Genomic DNA, 17,840 nt, shown 5'->3' with positions numbered 1-17,840 from the left:
TGCCGGGACCGTTAGAACGGCCAACATCTTTCCAGCACACGCCGACGAGGGAGCGGGACGGCCATGAAACGCAACGGACGCACGGTTCTGGTCTGCAACTGTCAGAACAGCATGAGCGTGGACGGCGCCGCCCTGGCCCGCGCCTGCGGGTCCGCTGCCGCCCCCACCGTCCATACGGCGCTGTGCCGCGGCGAGCATGAACGGTTCGAGGCCGCCGCTGCTTCCGGCGAGCCGCTGCTGGTGGCCTGCACCCAGGAGGCGCCGCTGTTCGCCGAACTGGCGCCGGAAGAGGCATCCCTGTCCTTCGTCAACATCCGCGAGCGCGCCGGCTGGTCCGACGAGGGGGGGCAGGCCGGGCCGAAGATGGCCGCCCTGCTGGCCGAGGCCGCCCTGGACGTGCCCGCCACCGGCGCCATCACCCTGACGTCGGAGGGGGCGTGTCTGGTCTATGGCACCGGCGAGACGGCGCTGGAGGCGGCGCGCGCGCTCGCCCCCCATCTGGACGTGACGGTGCTGCTGTCCCACCCCCGCGATGTGCTGCCGCCGGCCTCCATGGACGTGGCGCTGTTCACCGGCACCATCCGCAGCGCGCGGGGGTGGCTGGGCGCCTTCGACGTCGTGGTGGACGGCTACGCCCTGGCCCGCCCGTCGTCGCGGCGGGAACTGGCGTTCGAGCCGGGGCAGGACGGGGTGACGTCGCGCTGCGACATCATCCTCGACCTGACCGGCGGCACGCCGCTGTTCCCCGCCCACGACAAGCGCGACGGCTACCTGCGCCCCGATCCCAGGAACCCGGCGGCGGTGGCCGAGGCGGTGCTGACCGCCATCGGCCTGACCGGCACCTTCGAAAAGCCGCGCTACGTGGACACCCGCGCCGACCTGTGCGCCCACGCCCGCAACGGCCGGACCGGCTGCACCCGCTGTCTGGACCTGTGCCCGACCGGCGCCATCACCCCGCGCGGCGATGCCGTGTCCATCGACCCGCACGTCTGCGCCGGCTGCGGCTCGTGCGCGGCGGTGTGCCCGACGGGGGCGGTCACCTATGCCCTGCCGCCCATGGCCACCCTGTTCGAGCGGCTGCGCACGCTGATGGAGACCTACGCCGCCGCCGGGGGTACCGATCCGGTGCTGCTGATCCACGACCCCCGCCACGGCGATGCGATGATCGGGATGATGGCGCGGCTGGGCCGCGGCCTGCCGGCCCGCGTCATCCCCTTTGCCGTCAACGCCGTGACCCAGGTGGGGCTGGAGCTGTTCACCACCGCCCGGGCCTATGGGGCCGCACAGGTGCGGGTGCTGACCGGCCCCGCCAACCGGGCCAAGGACCATGGGGACGAGGCCGCGGGGCTGGCGCAGCAGGTGGCGCTGGCCGAGACGCTGATGGCCGGCATGGGCTATGGCGCCGGGCGGGTGGCGGTGATCGACGCCGCCGACCCGGATGCGGTGGAGGAACTGCTGTGGTCGCTGCCCGCCGATGCGGCACCGCCGGCCCGGCTGTTCCTGCCCATGGGCGGGCGGCGGACGGTGACCATGCTGGGGCTGCGCCACCTGAACGCCGCGGCCCCGGCTCCGGCGGCGGTGCTGCCGCTGCCCGACGGCGCGCCCTTTGGGCGGGTGCTGGTGGCGGCGGACGGCTGCACCCTCTGTCTGGCCTGCGTCGGCGTGTGCCCCACGGGCGCGCTGCTGGACAACCCGGACAAGCCGATGCTGAGCTTCGCCCAGGACGCCTGCGTGCAGTGCGGCCTGTGCCGCGCCACCTGCCCGGAAAAGGTCATCACCCTGGTGCCGGAAATCGACTTCCGCGACAGCGCCCGCGGGGCGGTGGTGGTGAAGGAGGAGGAACCGTTCTGCTGTGTCCGCTGCGGCAAGCCGTTCGCGGCCAAATCCTCCATCGACAAGATCGTCGCCGCCCTGGCCGGCAAGCATCCCATGTTCGCAACGCCCGAGGCGGCCAACCGCCTGCGCATGTGCGACGACTGCCGCGTGATCGACCAGATGGAAGGGGGCGGCAACCCCTTTGCGCTGGGCGCGCCGCGCCGGCCCCGCACCACCGACGACGACCTGCGCGAACGCGACAGCCGCAACGGGATTCCGGGAGCCGGGCATACATTCAAAACCGATAACCCGACCCGGCACTGAAAAGGGTTTGGTTGGAAAAATCCTGCTCAAATGTTATCTTTGGGTGTAACTTACAGTCTGGCCCTCGCCCGAAAATGGTCTTTTCTTTTTTCCCTGCTACACGGACGGCTTTCGACATTATACATTTCGTGCTGTGCACGATTTGTGTGGGGCCGTTTTTCGGGGGGAAAACACGATGCCGGCATTGTCAACGCGGGTCCGCCTGCTGCTTTTGACGTTTCTGGCTGCGGGGGGAATGATCGTCCTCGGCACGCTGGACGTCATGCGGCTGCGGGACAACCAATTGGAAGGGGTGCAGGCCAAGCTGCAGGCGGCGGTGCAGACCGCCGCCGGGGTGATCAAGTACTATCATGGTGAAGCCGCCGCCGGCCGCTTGAGCGAGGCCGAGGCCCAGACCAGGGCCCGCGATGCCATCCGCGGCATGCGTTATGCCGGCAACGAATACCACTTCGTCTACCGCCCCGACGGCATGCTGGTCGTGCTGGCGCCGCGCCCGCAGGTGGAAAACACCCTGGATCTGGCCGACGCCCGCGACCCCAACGGGGTGCCCTTCGTCCGCGAGCTGATCAAGGCGGGCACGTCGGGGGGCGGTTTCGTCCACTACAGCTTTCCCAAGCCGGGCAGCGACAAGCCCCTGCCCAAGCTGTCGTACGCCACCATGGCCGGCGGCTGGGACTGGATCATCGGCAGCGGCGTCTACATCGACGACGTGGACGCCGCCTTCCGCCGCAACGCGCTGGAGATGATCGCCATCGTGCTGCTGGTGACGGCGGTGGTGGCGGGGGGCGCCTTCGTCATCGGGCGGCACATCGCGGTGACGGTGCAGCACTTTTCCGACGCCATGGGCCGGCTGGCGCGGGGGGATCTGAACGTGACCATCCCCAGCACCGGCGCCCGTGACGAATTCGGCACCATGGCCGCCGCCATGCAGGTGTTCAAGGACAACACCGCCGAGAACCGGCGCCTGCTGGACGACCAGGAACGGCTGAAGCGCGAAGCGGCGGAGAACGAGGCCCGCGCCCTGCGCCGCATGGCCGACGACATGGAAACCCGCGTGCGCGACGTGATGCACCGGGTGACGACGGAAACCGAACGGCTGAACGGGGCGTCGCGCGCCCTGTCCGACAGCGCCCGCAACACCCGCAGCCGCAGCGAAACCGTGGCCGCCGCCACCGAACAGACCAGCACCAACGTGCAGACCGTCGCCGCCGCGACGGAAGAGCTGTCCAGCTCGTCCCGCGAGATCGGGCGGCAGGTGGAAAACTCCGCCGCCATCGCCCGCCGCGCGGTGGAAGAGGCGGCGCAGACGTCGGAAACCGTGCGCACCCTGTCCGATTCCACCAAGCGCATCGGCGAGGTGGCGACGCTGATCAACAGCATCGCGTCCCAGACCAACCTTCTGGCGCTCAACGCCACCATCGAGGCCGCCCGCGCGGGCGAGGCGGGCCGCGGCTTCGCCGTGGTGGCGGCGGAGGTGAAGGCGCTGGCCAGCCAGACCGCCCAGGCCACCGACGAGATCACCCGCATCATCCAGTCGGTGGACAGCGGCACCACCGCCACCGTCACCGCCATCGACCGCATCGAAGCCACCATCCGCGGCGTCAACGACAGCGCCACCACCATCGCCGCCGCGGTCGAACAGCAGAACGCCGCCATGGGCGAGATTTCCCGCTCGGTGCAGGAAGCGGCCCAGGGCACCCAGCGCATTTCCGAGGACATCGCCGTGGTGTCGTCCAGCGCCGGCAGCACGCTGACCACGGCGGAGGCGGTCGCCACCTCCTCCACCTCCCTGAACGGGGAGGCGATGACCCTGAAGACCCAGATCGAAAGCTTCCTGGCCGACCTGCGGCGGAAAGCCGCGTAGGCCGGGGGACGGGAAGCCCTCTCCCCGGCGGGCAGAGGGGTGGGTGAGGGCCGGATGCCGCGCGGAACGCCCGGCATCCGTTGCGAAGCAACGCCGAAACGTGAGGTTTGGAGAGCCTGACGGCTCGCTTTTCGGGCTGATGCGCGAAAAGCGAGCCGTCTCCCCGGCCCTCTCGGGGGGGAGAGGGGGACGGCAGGGGCGTTTCGTTCCTTTGTGAACGATTTCCGCCGGGCGCCCCCCTGTGATAATGTCGGCGGTACGACCATTTCCTGATTCCCGGCCAGGACCGGGAGCGGAAAAACAGGGCCGTTGCCGAGATGCGGAGAACCTGTGCTTCCCGGTTCAACCGCACCCAACCGTCCGAGGGAGGAGCCGCGTCCATGTCTTCGCCGTCCGCCGACACCCTGCCGCTCATCGATCCGTTCGGGCGTGCGGTGAATTACCTGCGCATCTCCGTCACCGACCGCTGCGACCTGCGCTGCGTCTATTGCATGGCGGAGGACATGAGCTTCCTGCCCAAGGCGGAAGTGCTGTCGCTGGAGGAGATCGACCGGCTGGCGTCGGCCTTCGTCCGGCTGGGCACGCGCAAGCTGCGGCTGACCGGCGGGGAACCGCTGGTGCGGCGGGACATCATGAACCTGATCCGGTCGCTGGGCCGGCACGTGAAGAGCGGCGCCCTGGACGAGCTGACGCTGACCACCAACGGCACCATGCTGTTCAAGCACGCCGCCGGTCTGGTGGAGGCCGGCGTGCGCCGCATCAACGTGTCGCTGGACACGCTGGACCCGCACAAGTTCCAGGCGATCACCCGCTGGGGCAAGCTGAGCAAGATCCTGGAGGGCATCCGGGTGGCCCGCGACGCCGGGCTGGCCATCAAGATCAACTGCGTGGCGCTGAAGGGCGTCAACGACGACGAATTCCACACCATGGTCGAATGGTGCGGGCAGGAGGGCTACGACCTCACCTTCATCGAGGTGATGCCCATGGGCGAGCTGGGCGACCTGTCCCGCTGCGACCAATACCTGCCCCTGTCCGTGGTGCGCGCCGAGCTGCAGACGCGCTGGACCCTGGACGAGAGCGATTACCGCACCGGCGGCCCCGCCCGCTATGTGACGGTGGGGGAAACCGGGCGGCGCATCGGCTTCATCACGCCGATGACCCATAATTTCTGCGAAAGCTGCAACCGGGTGCGGCTGACCTGCACCGGCACGCTTTACATGTGCCTGGGGCAGGAGGACGCCGCCGACCTGCGCACCCCCTTGCGGGTCAGCGACAGCGACGCGCTGCTGGAACAGGCGATCCGCGAGGCCATCGTCCGCAAGCCCAAGGGCCACGACTTCATCATCGACCGCCGGCACCAGGCCCCCGCCGTGCCGCGCCACATGAGCGTGACGGGGGGCTGAGTCCCCCCCACCCCGTGTTAAGGGGGGCTTTTTCCCCTCCGATAGGCTATGGTCATACCGGCCGGCACCCCGCCGTGGCCCCGACCATCCGACGCGCCGATGAACACCCTGCCCATCCATCCCGACGACCCGCCGCGCCTCAGCTTCGTGTGCGCCGACACCGACGAGGCGCGGGCGGCCCGCACCCGGCTCGTCCACCGCTACGGCAACACCCCCATCGGGGATGCCGACGTCATCGTGGCGCTGGGGGGGGACGGCTTCCTGCTGGAAACCCTGCACCGGTCGCTGAGCGTGGGCAACGGCACCGCCAAGCCGGTCTACGGCATGAACCGCGGGTCGGTGGGCTTCATGCTCAACGCCTACCGCGACCACGACCTGCCCGAACGGGTGGCCCGCGCCCAGAGCGTCACCCTGCACCCGCTGCGCATGGTCGCCACCCGCACCAACGGCGACATGGTGGAAGCCATCGGCATCAACGAGGTGTCGCTGCTGCGCGAAACCCGCCAGGCGGCCAAGCTGCGCATCACCGTGGACGGCAAGGTGCGCATGCAGGAGCTGATCTGCGACGGGTGTCTGGTGGCCACGCCGGCGGGGTCCACCGCCTACAACCTGTCGGCCCACGGCCCGATCGTGCCGCTGGCCGCCGGGATCCTGGCCCTGACCCCCATCAGCGCGTTCCGCCCGCGGCGCTGGCGCGGGGCGCTGCTGCCTCACACGGCCACCATCACCTTCGACGTGCTGGAAACACACAAGCGCCCGGTCAGCGCCGTCGCCGATTTCACCGAAGTGCGCGAGGTGGTGCAGGTGGACGTGCGCGAGGCCCGCGAAATCGCCCTGACCCTGCTGTTCGACCCCGAATTCAATTTCGAGGAACGGATCTTGAAGGAACAGTTCGAACCCTGACGCCACCCGTCCCCCGCTGGCGGGGAAAGGGCGGCGCACGGGGCGGGCGGAATTACTTTTCCTGCGCGGCCAGCGTCACCAGCGCCTGCGCCCAGCGGATGAACTTGTTGTCCGCCAGATCCTTGATCGTCTTGATGTCGAACGCCTGCTTCAGGGCCTCGGCATCCTTTTCCGACACGCCCTGAAGGGCGGCGGGCGAGGCTTCGATGATTTCCTTCAGCGGCTTGTTCTCGTACGCCTTGTCGAGAATGTTGGTCAGGGACTGGTTGGTCGGCATGGATCGTATCCCCCACGGATGAAGTCGGGCCGCCCGATACGGCCGCGTCATAGATTGGCCGTACGGGGTACGTCTTCAAGGGAGAAGAACGCGGACGGGTTACACCGCCCGGCGATGGCCGGGCCACAGGCCGGCGGGATAGACGGTGCGCACGTGGCGGACCAGCACATTGCGCGCCTCGATCAACTGGGCCATCCGCTCGCGGCAGGCGACCACCCCGGTGTCGGGATGGTAGACGGGGGCCAGTTCGCGGAACCGGCGGACCACCCGGTCCTCGTCGAAGCACCATTCGTTGGCGAAACCGAACATCTGGGCGGCATCGCGCACGTGCAGCACCCCTTCCTTCAGGGGCTGGAACGACACCCGTTCCAGGGCGTTGGCCAGGGCCTTGTTGCGGTATTCCAGGGTTTCCACGCGGGCGGACAGCCGGGCCCGCTCCTCCTCCGCCGGGTCCGGCGGCGTCAGGCGCCACGCGGCGGGATCGGCCAGCCGCAGCGCCAGCACCAGCAGCCGGCGGACCGCCCCGTCGCCCAGGGATGCCGCACCGGGGGGCAGGACCAGCATCAGCCCGGCATCCCCCGCGCCGGGATCGTCGGTGGCCGCCAGCCGCTCGTCACCACCCAGCAGCAGGGCGGCGGCCACCAGCGCACCCGTGTCGCAGCCGCGGCGCACCGCCAGCCCCTGCACCGCGTCCGCGAACAGCGGCGGGCACGCCACCCGGCGCCCGGCCACCACCGACCGCCCGCAGCAGGGCACGAGCGCCGACGGCCCATCCCCCCCGGACGAAGGCCCGAGGCTGTCGATGGAGGATCCGTCGGGAGCGGTCATCGCGGCACCTGGAAGCAGCGCATGTCAGCACGGCCCATGCAATGGCTGGCGAGTCTAGCCAAGGACGCGAATCGGCGCAACCGCCGTTCCCGCCGTTGTCGCGGCAAAGGGGCGTTACACCCGCGGCAAACGCAGCCCTACCCCGCCTGCACCGCCGTCACCGGCAAGGAGCAGCGCACCAGAAGGCCGCAGCCCGGCGCCTCGCTCACCTCCATCCGCCCGCCGTGCAGGTCGATGACATTGCGCACCAGCGCCAGCCCCAGGGCCGGGTCGGTGCCCGCCGGCTCGAACCGCGCGCCGTCGAACGGGGGAGTGCCGAAACGCCCGGCGTCGAACGGCGGGGCGGAATCGAACCGGCGCCCGCCCGTGTCGGCGGCGGGGTCGCCCACCGTCAGCCGGGCGCCGTCCCCGGTGCGCTCGGCCCGCAGCACCACCCGCCCGTCGGCGGGCCGGCTGCGGATGGCGGCGACCACCAGCGTGAACAGCGCCTGCTTCAGCCGCTTGTCGTCCCCCTCCAGCGTGCCGAGGCCGGGGGCAATGGTCACGTCGAGCCGCAGTTCCTCCCGCCGCGCCCATTCCTGGGTCAGCCCGGCGACGGTTTCCACCACATCGGCCAGATCCACCGGGCCGCGCTCCAGGGCTGTCACCCCGGCGCCGATGCTGGCCAGATCCACCACATCGTCGATCAGCCCCAGCAGCCGCTCCCCCGCCGTCTGCATGCTGGTGACGCATTCGGCCTGCCGCGGGGTCAGCGGGCCGAAATACTGCCCGGCCAGCATGTCGGCGTAGCCCATGATGCTGTTGAGCGGCGTGCGCAGATGGTGGGAGACGTTGGCGATGAACTCGGTCTTCAACTGGTCCGCCGCCTCCAGCGCCGCGTTGGACGCGCGCAGCGCCTGTTCCAGCCGGGCGCTGTCGGTGACGTCGAGATAGCTGGTCAGCACTGCCCCGTCGGGCAGCGGCACGGTGGAGAATTCCACCACCGACCCGTCGCGCCGTTCCAGCCGGCCCGACCGCACGGCGCGTTCCAGGGTGGCGCCGATCATCTCGTCCTTCAGGAAATCCCAGTCCCCGCCCCAGCCGGCCATGGGCGGGAAGCCGAAGCCGCCGGACACCGCCCCGCCCGAAGGCCCGCCGGGCACGGTTTCGTCCACGAAGAACGGGCGCATGTGCTCCAGGATGTCGGCGATGTGGGGTTCGCCCTGCAGATCCTGATCCGACAGGTTCCAGATGCGGGCATAGGACGGGTTGGACAGCTTCAGCCGTCCATCGCCGCCATAGACGGCGATGCCCTCGGCCAGATTGTCCAGGGTTTCCTGCTGCACCGCCATCAGCGTGTTGTACGAGGATTCCAGCGCCAGCGTGTTGGTGACGTCCTCCATGATCATGATCAGCCCGCCCAGCGGATGGGGGGCCAGCAGCACCCGCAGCGTCGTGCCGTCGGGCAGGTGCATCATCTCTTCCATCGGCTCGATCAGCCGGGTGTACTGGGCCAGCCGCTCGCGCTTGAAGCTGGGGAAATCGGCGTATTCCGGCAGCTTGCGGCGGGCGCGCAGATCCTCCAGCACCTCGCCGTGGGTGGGCTCGGTGCGCAGGAACGCCTCGTCCAGTTCCCACAGGCGGGCATAGGCCTGGTTGTGGAACTTCAGCCGCATGTCGGGGCCGAACACGCTGATGGCCGAGCCCAGCCGCTCCAGCACCTCGGCGTGGGCGGCCTGATGGCGGGCCAGTTCGCTGCGCAGGGTCTCCGTCTCCGTCACGTCGAGCGCGAAGCCCAGCGCCAGCGCATCCCCCTGCGGCAGGGGCAGCGAAACCTCCGTCACCTCCAGCAGGCGGCGTTCGGTGCCGAACGCCACGGTGTAGCGGCGGGACTGGGCCACCCCCTCGGCCCGCGCGCGGGCGGCCATGGGGCGGGCGCCGCCGTCGGGCACCAGTTCACGCGCTTCGGCCACCGCGGCGGCGGGTTCGGCTTCCACCGCGCGGGCATAGGCGCGGTTGCACCATATGACGGCCAGATCCTCGCTGCGCATCCACACGGGCAGCGGCAGCGCCTCCAGCGCGGTGCGCAGACGGACGGTTTCGGTTTCCGCCACCCCGGCGGCACTCTCGGCGGCGTGCCGGGCCCGTTCGGCGGCGCTGTGCGCCCGGACCGCGGCGGTTCCGTCCTCGGCCCACAGCACCATGGCTCCGTTGCCACCGTCTCCGGCCTCGTCCGCCTCCGCCAGGGCCGCCCCGGTCAGCACCAGCCGCCGGCCCTCCCGGCTTTCCACCTCCAGGCGGAAACCGATGCCGGAGCGGCCAAGCTCCTCGGACGCGGCGGCGAAGGCGGCGGCGTCCGCGGGCACCAGCGCGGCGGCGATGGCCTCCAGACGGGCTGGAAGGCTGCCGCCCAGCAGGCTGGCGAAACCGGGCGCGGCGGCGGTGATGTCCCCCCCCCGGACCCGGCACCAGGGGTGGGGGGCCGTGGCCAGGACGGCATCGAGGGTGTCGGACCGCGACTGACGGCCACGGCACAGCCACGCCAGGGCCGTGGCCCCGGCGAGACCGCCGCCACCGGCCAGCGCCACCGCCGGCGACAGGTCCACGGCGCCCGCCAACAGGGCCACCGCACCCACCCCCACGGCGATGAGCGGTGGGGCATATCCGTTGAACGTCGTCACAAGACCCAACCTAAACCAGCGGGCACCCAGCGGCAAGACACCCACAGAGCGGAATTGGATCGGTAAGACAGAGGCATTACCACCTTTTCGGGAGAGCCGGCGGAAACGGGGCCACCCGAACGGCCATGGCCCGTCATGACCCGGCTTCCACGGGCGTCTCGGCGCCGTCGGGACGCAGGCGGGCGACGGCGGCCGCCACGCGGGGAAAGGCGGCGGCCATGGCGGTGGCGGCGGTCATGGCGGCGGACCGGTCGCCGCGGTGGATCGCCAACTCCACCGCCGAACAGGCGGCGGCCAGCGTGCCGGCCCCGGCGGTGCGGGCGGCACCGGCGGCGGCGTGGGCGGCGGACCGCGCCGCCTCCAGATCGCCCCGGTCCAGGGCCGCCGCCGTTTCGGCCACCAGCGGCTGGGTGGTTTCGATGAAATAGCCCATCATCGCCACCGTGCCCGCGTCCAGGCTGCCGAAGGTGGCACGGATGTGATCCAGATCCAGCACCCCCGGTTCCGGCCCGGCGGTGACGGACGCGATGGGCGCCCCGCCCGCCGGCACGGCCCCCCCATTCACCACCGGCACCGGGGCCGGGGCGCACGCCGCCCAGCGGCGCAGGGTGGCGGACAGTTGCTGGAGGGTCACCGGCTTGGGCAGGTAGGCGTCCATGCCGGCGTCGGTGCAGCGCTCCATTTCCCCGGCCAGCGCGTTGGCGGTCATGGCGATGATGGGCAGCGGGGCGGCACCGGGGGCGCCCTCCGCCCGCTCCTCCGCCCGGATGCGGCGGGCCAGTTCGTAGCCGTCCATGCGCGGCATGTGGCAGTCGGTGATCAGCAGGCTGTAGCCGCCGCCGCGCCACGCCGCCAGCGCCTCCGCCCCGTCGGCCACGATGTCGGCCTCGAATCCCAACTGGCGAAGCTGGCGGACGATGACCTGCTGGTTGGTGGGGTGATCCTCGGCCACCAGGATGCGCTGACCGGTCACCGGCAGCGCCGGTTCGTCCACGGCGTCGGGAACCGAAGGGGCGGCGTCCACGGCGGGCACGGCGCACCCGGTGCGGTCGCCCACGGCGCGCAGCACGTCGCGCCGGTGCAACGGGCGGACCAGCACCCCGGCCCCGGCGGGAGAGGCGATGCCGCGGCCGTCGGCCAGCACCAGCAGCGGCGGGGTGGTGCCCCCCACCTGATGGTAATCGGCGATGCCGCTCATCAGCATGTCCAGGCCGGGGCCGTGTTCCCCCGGCAGCCCCGCCGACACCATCAGCAGGTCGGGGGCGGCCAGATCGAACAGATCCAGCGCTTCTTCCGCGCTGTCGGCGTCGGCGACCACGGCGCCGGCCCCCTGGAGCATGCGGGTCAGCACCGTGCGTTCCGCGGGATCCTCGTCGGCCAGCAGCACGGTGATGCCGGCCAGATCCGGGACGCCGCCGCCCTCCTCCTCCCGCGCCGCCAGCGGCAGATCGACGGCGAACCAGAAGGTGGACCCGCGCCCCGGCGACGACTGCACCCCGATCTGCCCGCCCATCATCTCCACCAGCCGGGTGCAGATGGCCAGCCCCAGCCCGGTGCCGCCGAACCGGCGGGTGGTGGAACTGTCGGCCTGGGAAAAGGGCTGGAACAGCCGGGCCTGCCCCGCCGGGCTGATGCCGATGCCGGTGTCCTCCACCTCGAAGGTCAGGCGCACGCGCCCGCGCGGGGCCCCGCGCACGGCGCGCAGGCGCAGAACCACCCGCCCGCTCTCGGTGAACTTGATGGCGTTGCCGGTCAGGTTGAACAGGATCTGCCGCAGCCGGCCGGGATCGCCCAGCACGCGGGCCGGGATCTCGGGATCCACGTCGCAGACCATCATCAGGTGCTTGTGCTGCGCCTGGGGGGCCAGCAGGTCGGCCACCCCCTCCACCAGGTCCAGCGGCGCCAGCGGCATCTCTTCCAGGTCCAGCTTGCCGGCTTCGATCTTCGACAGGTCCAGGATGTCGTCGATGATGCGCAAGAGCGCCATGGCGCTGTCGCGCACGGTGGTCAACAGGGTGGTCTGCTCGCCGTTCAGCGGCGTCAACGCGATCAGCTCCAGCATGCCCAGCACGCCGTTCATGGGCGTGCGGATCTCGTGGCTCATGGTCGCCAGGAATTCGGATTTGGAGCGGGCCGCCACCTCGGCCTGTTCCTTGGCCGAGCGCAGCGCCTCTTCCGCCAGCTTGCGTTCGGTGATGTCGTAGCTCCACACCAGCACCGCCGGGCGCCCTTCGAACTCCGTGCGCTGGATGGTCAGCAGGGCCCAGGCGCGGCGGCCGTCGGGGCGGGTAACCGCCACCTCCACGTCGCGGGCGACGACGCCGGCCTCCGGCCCGCGGTCGGTGACCAGCGCCGGGGCACCCGCCGTCCGGGACTGGCTGCCGTCGATCACCGGGGTCAGGGGATGGCGGGCGCCGATCAGGCGCTGGCGGTCCATGCCGGCCATCTCGGCGGCGCGGGCGTTGGCGAACACCACCGTGCCGTCGGACTGGACGATGGCCACCCCCGCCGGGCTTTGCTCCAGGATGGTGCGCAGGCGCCGCTCGCTTTCCAGCAGTTCCTGTTCGCGGGTCTGGATGGTGGCGACGAAGAACTGCAGCGCCCGGGCCATGTCGCCGATCTCGTCGCGCCCGCGGGCCGGCACCTCCACCGTGCGCCCGCTCTCATAGGCCAGCATGGCCCCCTGGAGCAGCCGCAGCCGGCGGACCACCGAGCGGTTGATGTAGACGACGATGGCCAGCGCCCCCAGGATCGACAGCAGCGCCATGGCCAGGATCGCGCGCTCGCCGGTCCTGATGTCCTGTTCGAAGCGGCCGGCGGACTGGTTCACCTCCTGCTCGATGGTCAGGAAATAGTCCGACACCGCCGCCACCAGCCGGTCGGAGACGGTCTGGTTCCGTGCCACCGCCCCCTTGATGGTGCGCTGGAGCGCGATTTCCGACAGGCGGTTGGAGAACAGGTTGCGCTCCCCCAGTCCCAGGATCGACAGCTCGCGGTGCAGCGCCTCCACCCCCGCCACGGCGCTGCGCGGCTGGTCGGCCAGCACCCCGGCGGCACGGTCCAGCGCGTCGCGGAATTCGCGCCGCAGCCGCTCCACCTTGGCCTCGTGGTCGGCGCGGGCGGCGGCCAGCATCACCGTCAGCGCGTGGGAAGCGTTTTCCCCCCACATGTGCAGCCAGCGTGTTCCGCCCGCCGACTGCACGGTGCGGATGCGCTCGGACAGGCCGACCATGCGGGCGACCAGGGCATCGGTCTCGCTGGAAACGGACAGGTGCCGTTCGACCTGGGTGTTGAGCGCGGTCAGGTTGTCGGCCAGCTCGTTGCGGCGGCGCTCCAGTTCCGAGACATCGGTGGTCCCGCCGCCTTGCCGGCGCAGGCGGCCGATCAGCTCGTCCAGCAGGGCCAGTTGATCGCCCAGCCGGGCCATCACCGCCTCGCGCACCGACTGGCTTTGCACCGCCACAAGGGCCGGCGCGTTGGCCGCCACCGTTCCCGACTGCTGGGCAAGCTGGGACGCGCTGACCAGATTGGGCACCCGGTCGGTGGCGATGCGCTCGAACCCCTTGTGGAAACGGGAGAACAGCGACACGGCCACCACGCCGGTCGCCGCGGTCAAGCCGCCGATCAGCACCAGGCCCGCCAGCATGCGGAAGGCGACGCCAAGCCGTGGAAACTGCATGGAGACGATCCGACCCTCCCGGCTCTCGCGCGGGCCGGCACCATCCCGGCAGGCGCCCCGGCCACGGGCCGAAGCTAGCATGGCACACGCTTTCCCGGCAATTCACCCAAGCCGACAAAAACGGACGGCGAAGCGGCGGGCCTCACCGGAACGGCGGGGCGTAGAGAAGCCCGCCGTCACGCCACAGGGCGTTGTGGCCGCGCTCCAGCTTCAGCCCGCCGGCACCGAAATGGCGCTCGAACACGTCGCCGTAATTCCCCACCGCGGCCAGCGCCCGCGCCGCCCAGCCGGGGTCCAGCCCCAGCCCCTGGCCTATACCCGGACCCTGGCCCGCCCCGTCCTGCCGGCCCAGCAGCCGCATGGTTTCACCGTCCCCCCGCACCGACGCCGGGTGGGCGGCGGCCGCGGCGGTGATCCCCTTTTCCTCGCCCAGGATCAGGGCGAACATCACCCAGCGCACGACGGCGGCCCATTGGGGGTCGTCCTGACGCACGGCCGGCCCCACCGGTTCCCGCGACATCACGTCGGGCAGCAGCACCAGCGCGCGGCCATGAACGCGCAACACCTCCCGCGCTTCGGCCAGATCCAGGCGGTCGGCGCTCAGCACGTCGCAGCGGCCCTGCAACAGCGCCTCGTTCCGGCCCTGCCGCGTCTTGACGGTGAGAAGGGTCCAGGGGCGGTCGCCCGCCCGGATCAGGTCGGCCAGATTGCGTTCCGACGTGGTGCCGGCCACCACGCAGATCCGCATGGGTTTTCCCGCCGTCATGGCCGCCGCCGCCTCGGGCGACTCGGCCAGAAAACCCTGGCCGTCATAGAACGCCACCGCGGGAAAGCCGATGCCCTGGTCCGCCTCCCGCTCCAGGGTCCAGGTGGTGGGGGTCATCAACAGGTCCATCTCCCCCGTCCTCAGCCCGTCGAGCCGCACCCCCATGGTCGCGGGCATGAAGGCCACCGCCTCGGCGTCCTTGAGCACGGCGGCCGCCACCGCCCGGCACAGGTCGGGGTAGAAGCCGACCCAGCGCCCCTGCGCGTCGGTGCCGGCCAGATAGCGGCCCAGGTCGGCGACGCCGCAATTCAGCACCCCCCGTTCGCGCACCATGTCCAGCGTGCCGGCATCGGCACGCCCTTTCCCTGATGCCGCGGCGGTAAGAACGGCGGCCCCCAGCAGGGCTGCCCCCAGGCGGCGGACGGCCCGCCGCGCGGGATCGGAACGACCCATGGCTTTTTCCCCGGCAGCCGGCCCAACAGCCGGTGTGACGAATACCGGAGGATGTTGTATAGGAAACCATTCGTTAGCGCACCCTCCGGCATACTTCCGGCCTGCAGCCGGCCATGCCCTACCGCCGCCCGCCGCGGCCCTGTTCCCCCCGGAAGCGCTGCCCGTCGAGGAGATGATGCCTTTCTTGCGGTTTGGAGTTGCCTCGCGCCTGAACGCCGGCCTGTTCATCATGATCGTGCTGATGATGGGGGGCGGGGCGCTGTCGCTGATCACCACCGCGCAGTTCCGCGACGGCATGGACCGGGTGTCGGGCGATTACATCCCCACGCTGATCGGCACCTCCCTCCTGGCGCAGCAAAGCCACTCCATCGTCGCCAACGCGCCGTCGCTGGCGGTGGCCGACAGCGATTTCATCCGCCGGTCCGTGGCCGACCGCATCGCCGACCAGGGGCAGGCGCTGACCGAACTGCGTGAACGGCTGCGCCGCCACGGCGTCAGCGACGAGGAACTGGCCGGCATCGACGGGCTGCACAGGGATCTGATCGACAATCTGGCCCGGCTGGACGCGGTGGTCGGCCAGCGCATCGAGCTGAACCGCCATGTGCAGGCGATGATGGCCCGGCTGATCCGCCTGCCCACCCGCCTGACCGCCTTCGCCACCGAGGACGGGCGCGAAACACCGCCGCTGACCGCGTGGATGGGCGACGCCCAGCGGGCGGTCGGGCTGATGATGTCGGCGCTGGGCACCCCCAACGGGCGGCGGTTCGAAGGGCTGCGCCAGGAAACCGCCATGCTCCTGGACCAGCTCCAGCGCCGCACCACCGGCCTGCCCCCCGGCACCATCACCCCGGCCTCGGCCATTCTGGCCGAGATGCGCGGCGTCAGCGAGGGGGACGACGGCCTGTTCGCCACGCAGGAGCAGCTGGCCGCCGTCACCGCCACCATCCAGCACCTGCTGCTGGCCAACCGGGAGCTGTCGAACACCTTCGTCGCCAGGGTCGGCGCCATGGCCCGCGGGGTGGAAGCCCGCGCGCTCGGCATCGGCCAGGGGCTGAGCCGGGATGCGGCGCGCACCGGCATGGTGCTGGCCGCCGCCATCGCCGCCAGCCTGTTGGCCGCGGCGGCGGCCATCGCCTACATCAACCGCAACGTGGTGCGGCGGCTGGTGCAGGTACGCGACCGGGTGTTGAGCCATGTGGACGGATCGTCCGCGCCCGCCGCCAAGCCCCAGCGGGCGGCGGACGAGATCGCCGACATCGGCGCCGCCATGGACTTCTTCCTCGCCGAGATCGCCCGGCGGGAAGAGGATCTGCGCACCGCCAAGAACGCCGCCGAACACGCGCTGGCCGAACTCAGCCGCACCCAGGACAGCCTGATCCAGGCGGAGAAGATGGCAGCGCTCGGCCAGTTGGTGGCCGGCGTGGCGCACGAGATCAACACGCCGCTGGGCAATGCCCTGACCTCCGCCTCCTATCTGGCGGACGAGACCGGCCGCATCAAGCAGACGTTCCACAGCGGGCCGCTGCGCCGGGCCGATTTCGACCGCTACCTGTCAACGGCCACCGAAACCGGTGAGATCCTGCTGGCCAACATCGGGCGCGCCGCCGATCTGGTGCACAGTTTCAAGCAGGTGGCGGTGGACCAGAGCACCGACGAACGCCGCCGCTTCGACCTGCGCCAGTATCTGGACGAGGTGGTGCAGAGCCTGAAACCCGCCTGGCGCAAGGGCGGCCATCAGGTGACGGTGGACTGCCCCCCCGGCATCGAGATCGACGGCCCGCCCGGCGCATGGTCGCAGACCATCACCAATCTGGTCATGAACTCCCTGATCCACGCTTATGAGGAAGGGCAGACCGGCACCCTGTCCATCCGCGCCGTGGAAACCGGCGGCACGGTGGAACTGACCTACGCCGACGACGGCCGCGGCATTCCCGCCGCCAACCGCGACAAGGTGTTCGACCCCTTCTTCACCACCCGCCGCGGGGCGGGGAGCACGGGCCTGGGGCTGCACATCGTGTTCAATCTGGTCACCCGCACGCTGGGCGGGCGTATCGACCTGGAGCCCCCGGCCCCCGGCACCGCCGGCTGCCGCTTCCGCATCACCGCCCCCCTGACGGCCCCGGCGGACAAGCACGCGGCGGAAACGGAGACGGGCTGAACGGAGGCGGAGGCGGACGGGCCGGCATGCAAAAACCCCCTCCACCAGCCGGTGGAAGGGGGTTTTTGACGAGAGACAGCCGTGTACGGACGCCTTTTAGCGGGGGGCCAGGACCATGACCATCTGGCGGCCTTCCAGCTTGGGCATCTGCTCGACCTTGGCGATCTCTTCCAGCTCGTCGCGGACACGGATCAGCACGTTCATGCCCAGATCCTGGTGCGCCATTTCGCGGCCACGGAAGCGCATGGTCACCTTGACCTTGTCGCCTTCCTCGATGAACCGGCGGGCCGACCGCATCTTCACGTCGTAATCGTTGTCATCGATGTTGGGCCGGAGCTTGATCTCCTTGACCTCGATGACCTTCTGCTTCTTACGCGCTTCGGCGGCCTTCTTCTGCGCTTCGAACTTGAACTTGCCGTAATCGAGAACCTTGCAGACCGGGGGTTCGGCCTGCGGGGCGATCTCGACCAGATCGAGACCGGCGTCCTCAGCGGCAATCAAGGCGTCGCGCAGCGACACCACACCCACCATGTCGCCGTTGGCGTTGATGAGTCGGACGGAACGAGCCGTAATCTCCCGGTTGACTCGCGGACCATCGCGGGTCGGGGCGGCTTCGGACGGTATCCTGGCTATGGAACTGTCTCCACTCTCTGGGACCGCTTCCCGCGGATCGGGGTTTCGCCCCTGGGGAGGGACGAAACCCACTTCGG

At 70.7% G+C, this 17,840-nt stretch carries 11 protein-coding genes; 5 read left to right on the top strand and 6 right to left on the bottom strand.

The window, feature by feature from the left end:
* Positions 1–63 precede the first annotated feature (63 nt).
* The 4 genes from M2352_RS04930 (at position 64) to M2352_RS04915 (ending at position 6,309) form a co-directional block, all read left to right on the top strand.
* Positions 64–2,139: a 4Fe-4S dicluster domain-containing protein gene (locus M2352_RS04930; protein WP_264663388.1), complete on the top strand. Its 2,076-nt coding sequence runs from the start codon at positions 64–66 to the stop codon at positions 2,137–2,139.
* Positions 2,140–2,314: 175 nt separating this feature from the next.
* Complete coding sequence (locus tag M2352_RS04925; RefSeq protein ID WP_264663387.1) at positions 2,315–4,003, top strand: methyl-accepting chemotaxis protein; 1,689 nt, start codon at positions 2,315–2,317, stop codon at positions 4,001–4,003.
* 380 nt (positions 4,004–4,383) lie between these two features.
* Positions 4,384–5,406: a GTP 3',8-cyclase MoaA gene (moaA, locus tag M2352_RS04920; protein ID WP_264663386.1), complete on the top strand. Its 1,023-nt coding sequence runs from the start codon at positions 4,384–4,386 to the stop codon at positions 5,404–5,406.
* Positions 5,407–5,505: 99 nt separating this feature from the next.
* Positions 5,506–6,309, top strand: coding sequence for an NAD kinase (locus M2352_RS04915; protein WP_264663385.1), 804 nt, complete (start codon positions 5,506–5,508; stop codon positions 6,307–6,309).
* A 52-nt stretch (positions 6,310–6,361) separates the two neighbouring features.
* Here M2352_RS04915 and M2352_RS04910 read toward each other — a convergent pair whose 3' ends face one another.
* From M2352_RS04910 to M2352_RS04890, 5 genes are all read right to left on the bottom strand, one after another.
* Positions 6,362–6,586 carry a hypothetical protein gene (locus tag M2352_RS04910; RefSeq protein ID WP_264663384.1) on the bottom strand — a complete coding sequence of 75 codons (225 nt, stop codon included), beginning with the start codon at positions 6,584–6,586 and terminating at the stop codon, positions 6,362–6,364.
* A 99-nt stretch (positions 6,587–6,685) separates the two neighbouring features.
* A complete protein-coding gene (locus M2352_RS04905; protein WP_264663383.1) occupies positions 6,686–7,414 on the bottom strand; it encodes a hypothetical protein in 729 nt (242 codons plus the stop codon).
* 137 nt (positions 7,415–7,551) lie between these two features.
* Positions 7,552–10,074 (bottom strand): sensor histidine kinase, encoded by a 2,523-nt coding sequence (locus M2352_RS04900; RefSeq protein WP_264663382.1) that lies wholly within the window; start codon positions 10,072–10,074, stop codon positions 7,552–7,554.
* Between the two features lie 133 nt (positions 10,075–10,207).
* Positions 10,208–13,753 (bottom strand): response regulator, encoded by a 3,546-nt coding sequence (locus tag M2352_RS04895; RefSeq protein ID WP_264663381.1) that lies wholly within the window; start codon positions 13,751–13,753, stop codon positions 10,208–10,210.
* Positions 13,754–13,895: 142 nt separating this feature from the next.
* On the bottom strand, positions 13,896–14,972 hold the full coding sequence (locus M2352_RS04890) for a transporter substrate-binding domain-containing protein (RefSeq protein WP_264663380.1): 1,077 nt from the start codon (positions 14,970–14,972) through the stop codon (positions 13,896–13,898).
* Between the two features lie 184 nt (positions 14,973–15,156).
* On the opposite strand from M2352_RS04890, the gene M2352_RS04885 reads away from it, so the two are divergent.
* A complete protein-coding gene (locus tag M2352_RS04885) occupies positions 15,157–17,130 on the top strand; it encodes an ATP-binding protein (protein WP_264663379.1) in 1,974 nt (657 codons plus the stop codon).
* Between the two features lie 96 nt (positions 17,131–17,226).
* Here the strand turns inward: M2352_RS04885 and infC are convergent, their stop codons facing one another.
* On the bottom strand, positions 17,227–17,754 hold the full coding sequence (infC, locus tag M2352_RS04880) for a translation initiation factor IF-3 (protein WP_264665304.1): 528 nt from the start codon (positions 17,752–17,754) through the stop codon (positions 17,227–17,229).
* Between the last annotated feature and the right edge of the window lie 86 nt (positions 17,755–17,840).

The organism is Azospirillum fermentarium, assembly GCF_025961205.1.
Classification (GTDB): Bacteria; Pseudomonadota; Alphaproteobacteria; order Azospirillales; family Azospirillaceae; genus Azospirillum; species Azospirillum fermentarium.
The sequence above is the reverse complement of the archived record's forward strand: the minus strand, read 5'-3'. Positions and strand labels throughout refer to the sequence as shown.

Bases quoted from the DNA above. Each gene is read 5' to 3' on its own strand.
- M2352_RS04930 (WP_264663388.1), top strand. From the start codon at position 64: ATGAAACGCAACGGACGCACGGTTCTGGTCTGCAACTGTCAGAACAGC.
- M2352_RS04925 (WP_264663387.1), top strand. From the start codon at position 2,315: ATGCCGGCATTGTCAACGCGGGTCCGCCTGCTGCTTTTGACGTTTCTG.
- moaA (WP_264663386.1), top strand. From the start codon at position 4,384: ATGTCTTCGCCGTCCGCCGACACCCTGCCGCTCATCGATCCGTTCGGG.
- M2352_RS04915 (WP_264663385.1), top strand. From the start codon at position 5,506: ATGAACACCCTGCCCATCCATCCCGACGACCCGCCGCGCCTCAGCTTC.
- M2352_RS04910 (WP_264663384.1), bottom strand. From the start codon at position 6,586: ATGCCGACCAACCAGTCCCTGACCAACATTCTCGACAAGGCGTACGAG.
- M2352_RS04905 (WP_264663383.1), bottom strand. From the start codon at position 7,414: ATGACCGCTCCCGACGGATCCTCCATCGACAGCCTCGGGCCTTCGTCC.
- M2352_RS04895 (WP_264663381.1), bottom strand. From the start codon at position 13,753: ATGCAGTTTCCACGGCTTGGCGTCGCCTTCCGCATGCTGGCGGGCCTG.
- M2352_RS04890 (WP_264663380.1), bottom strand. From the start codon at position 14,972: ATGGGTCGTTCCGATCCCGCGCGGCGGGCCGTCCGCCGCCTGGGGGCA.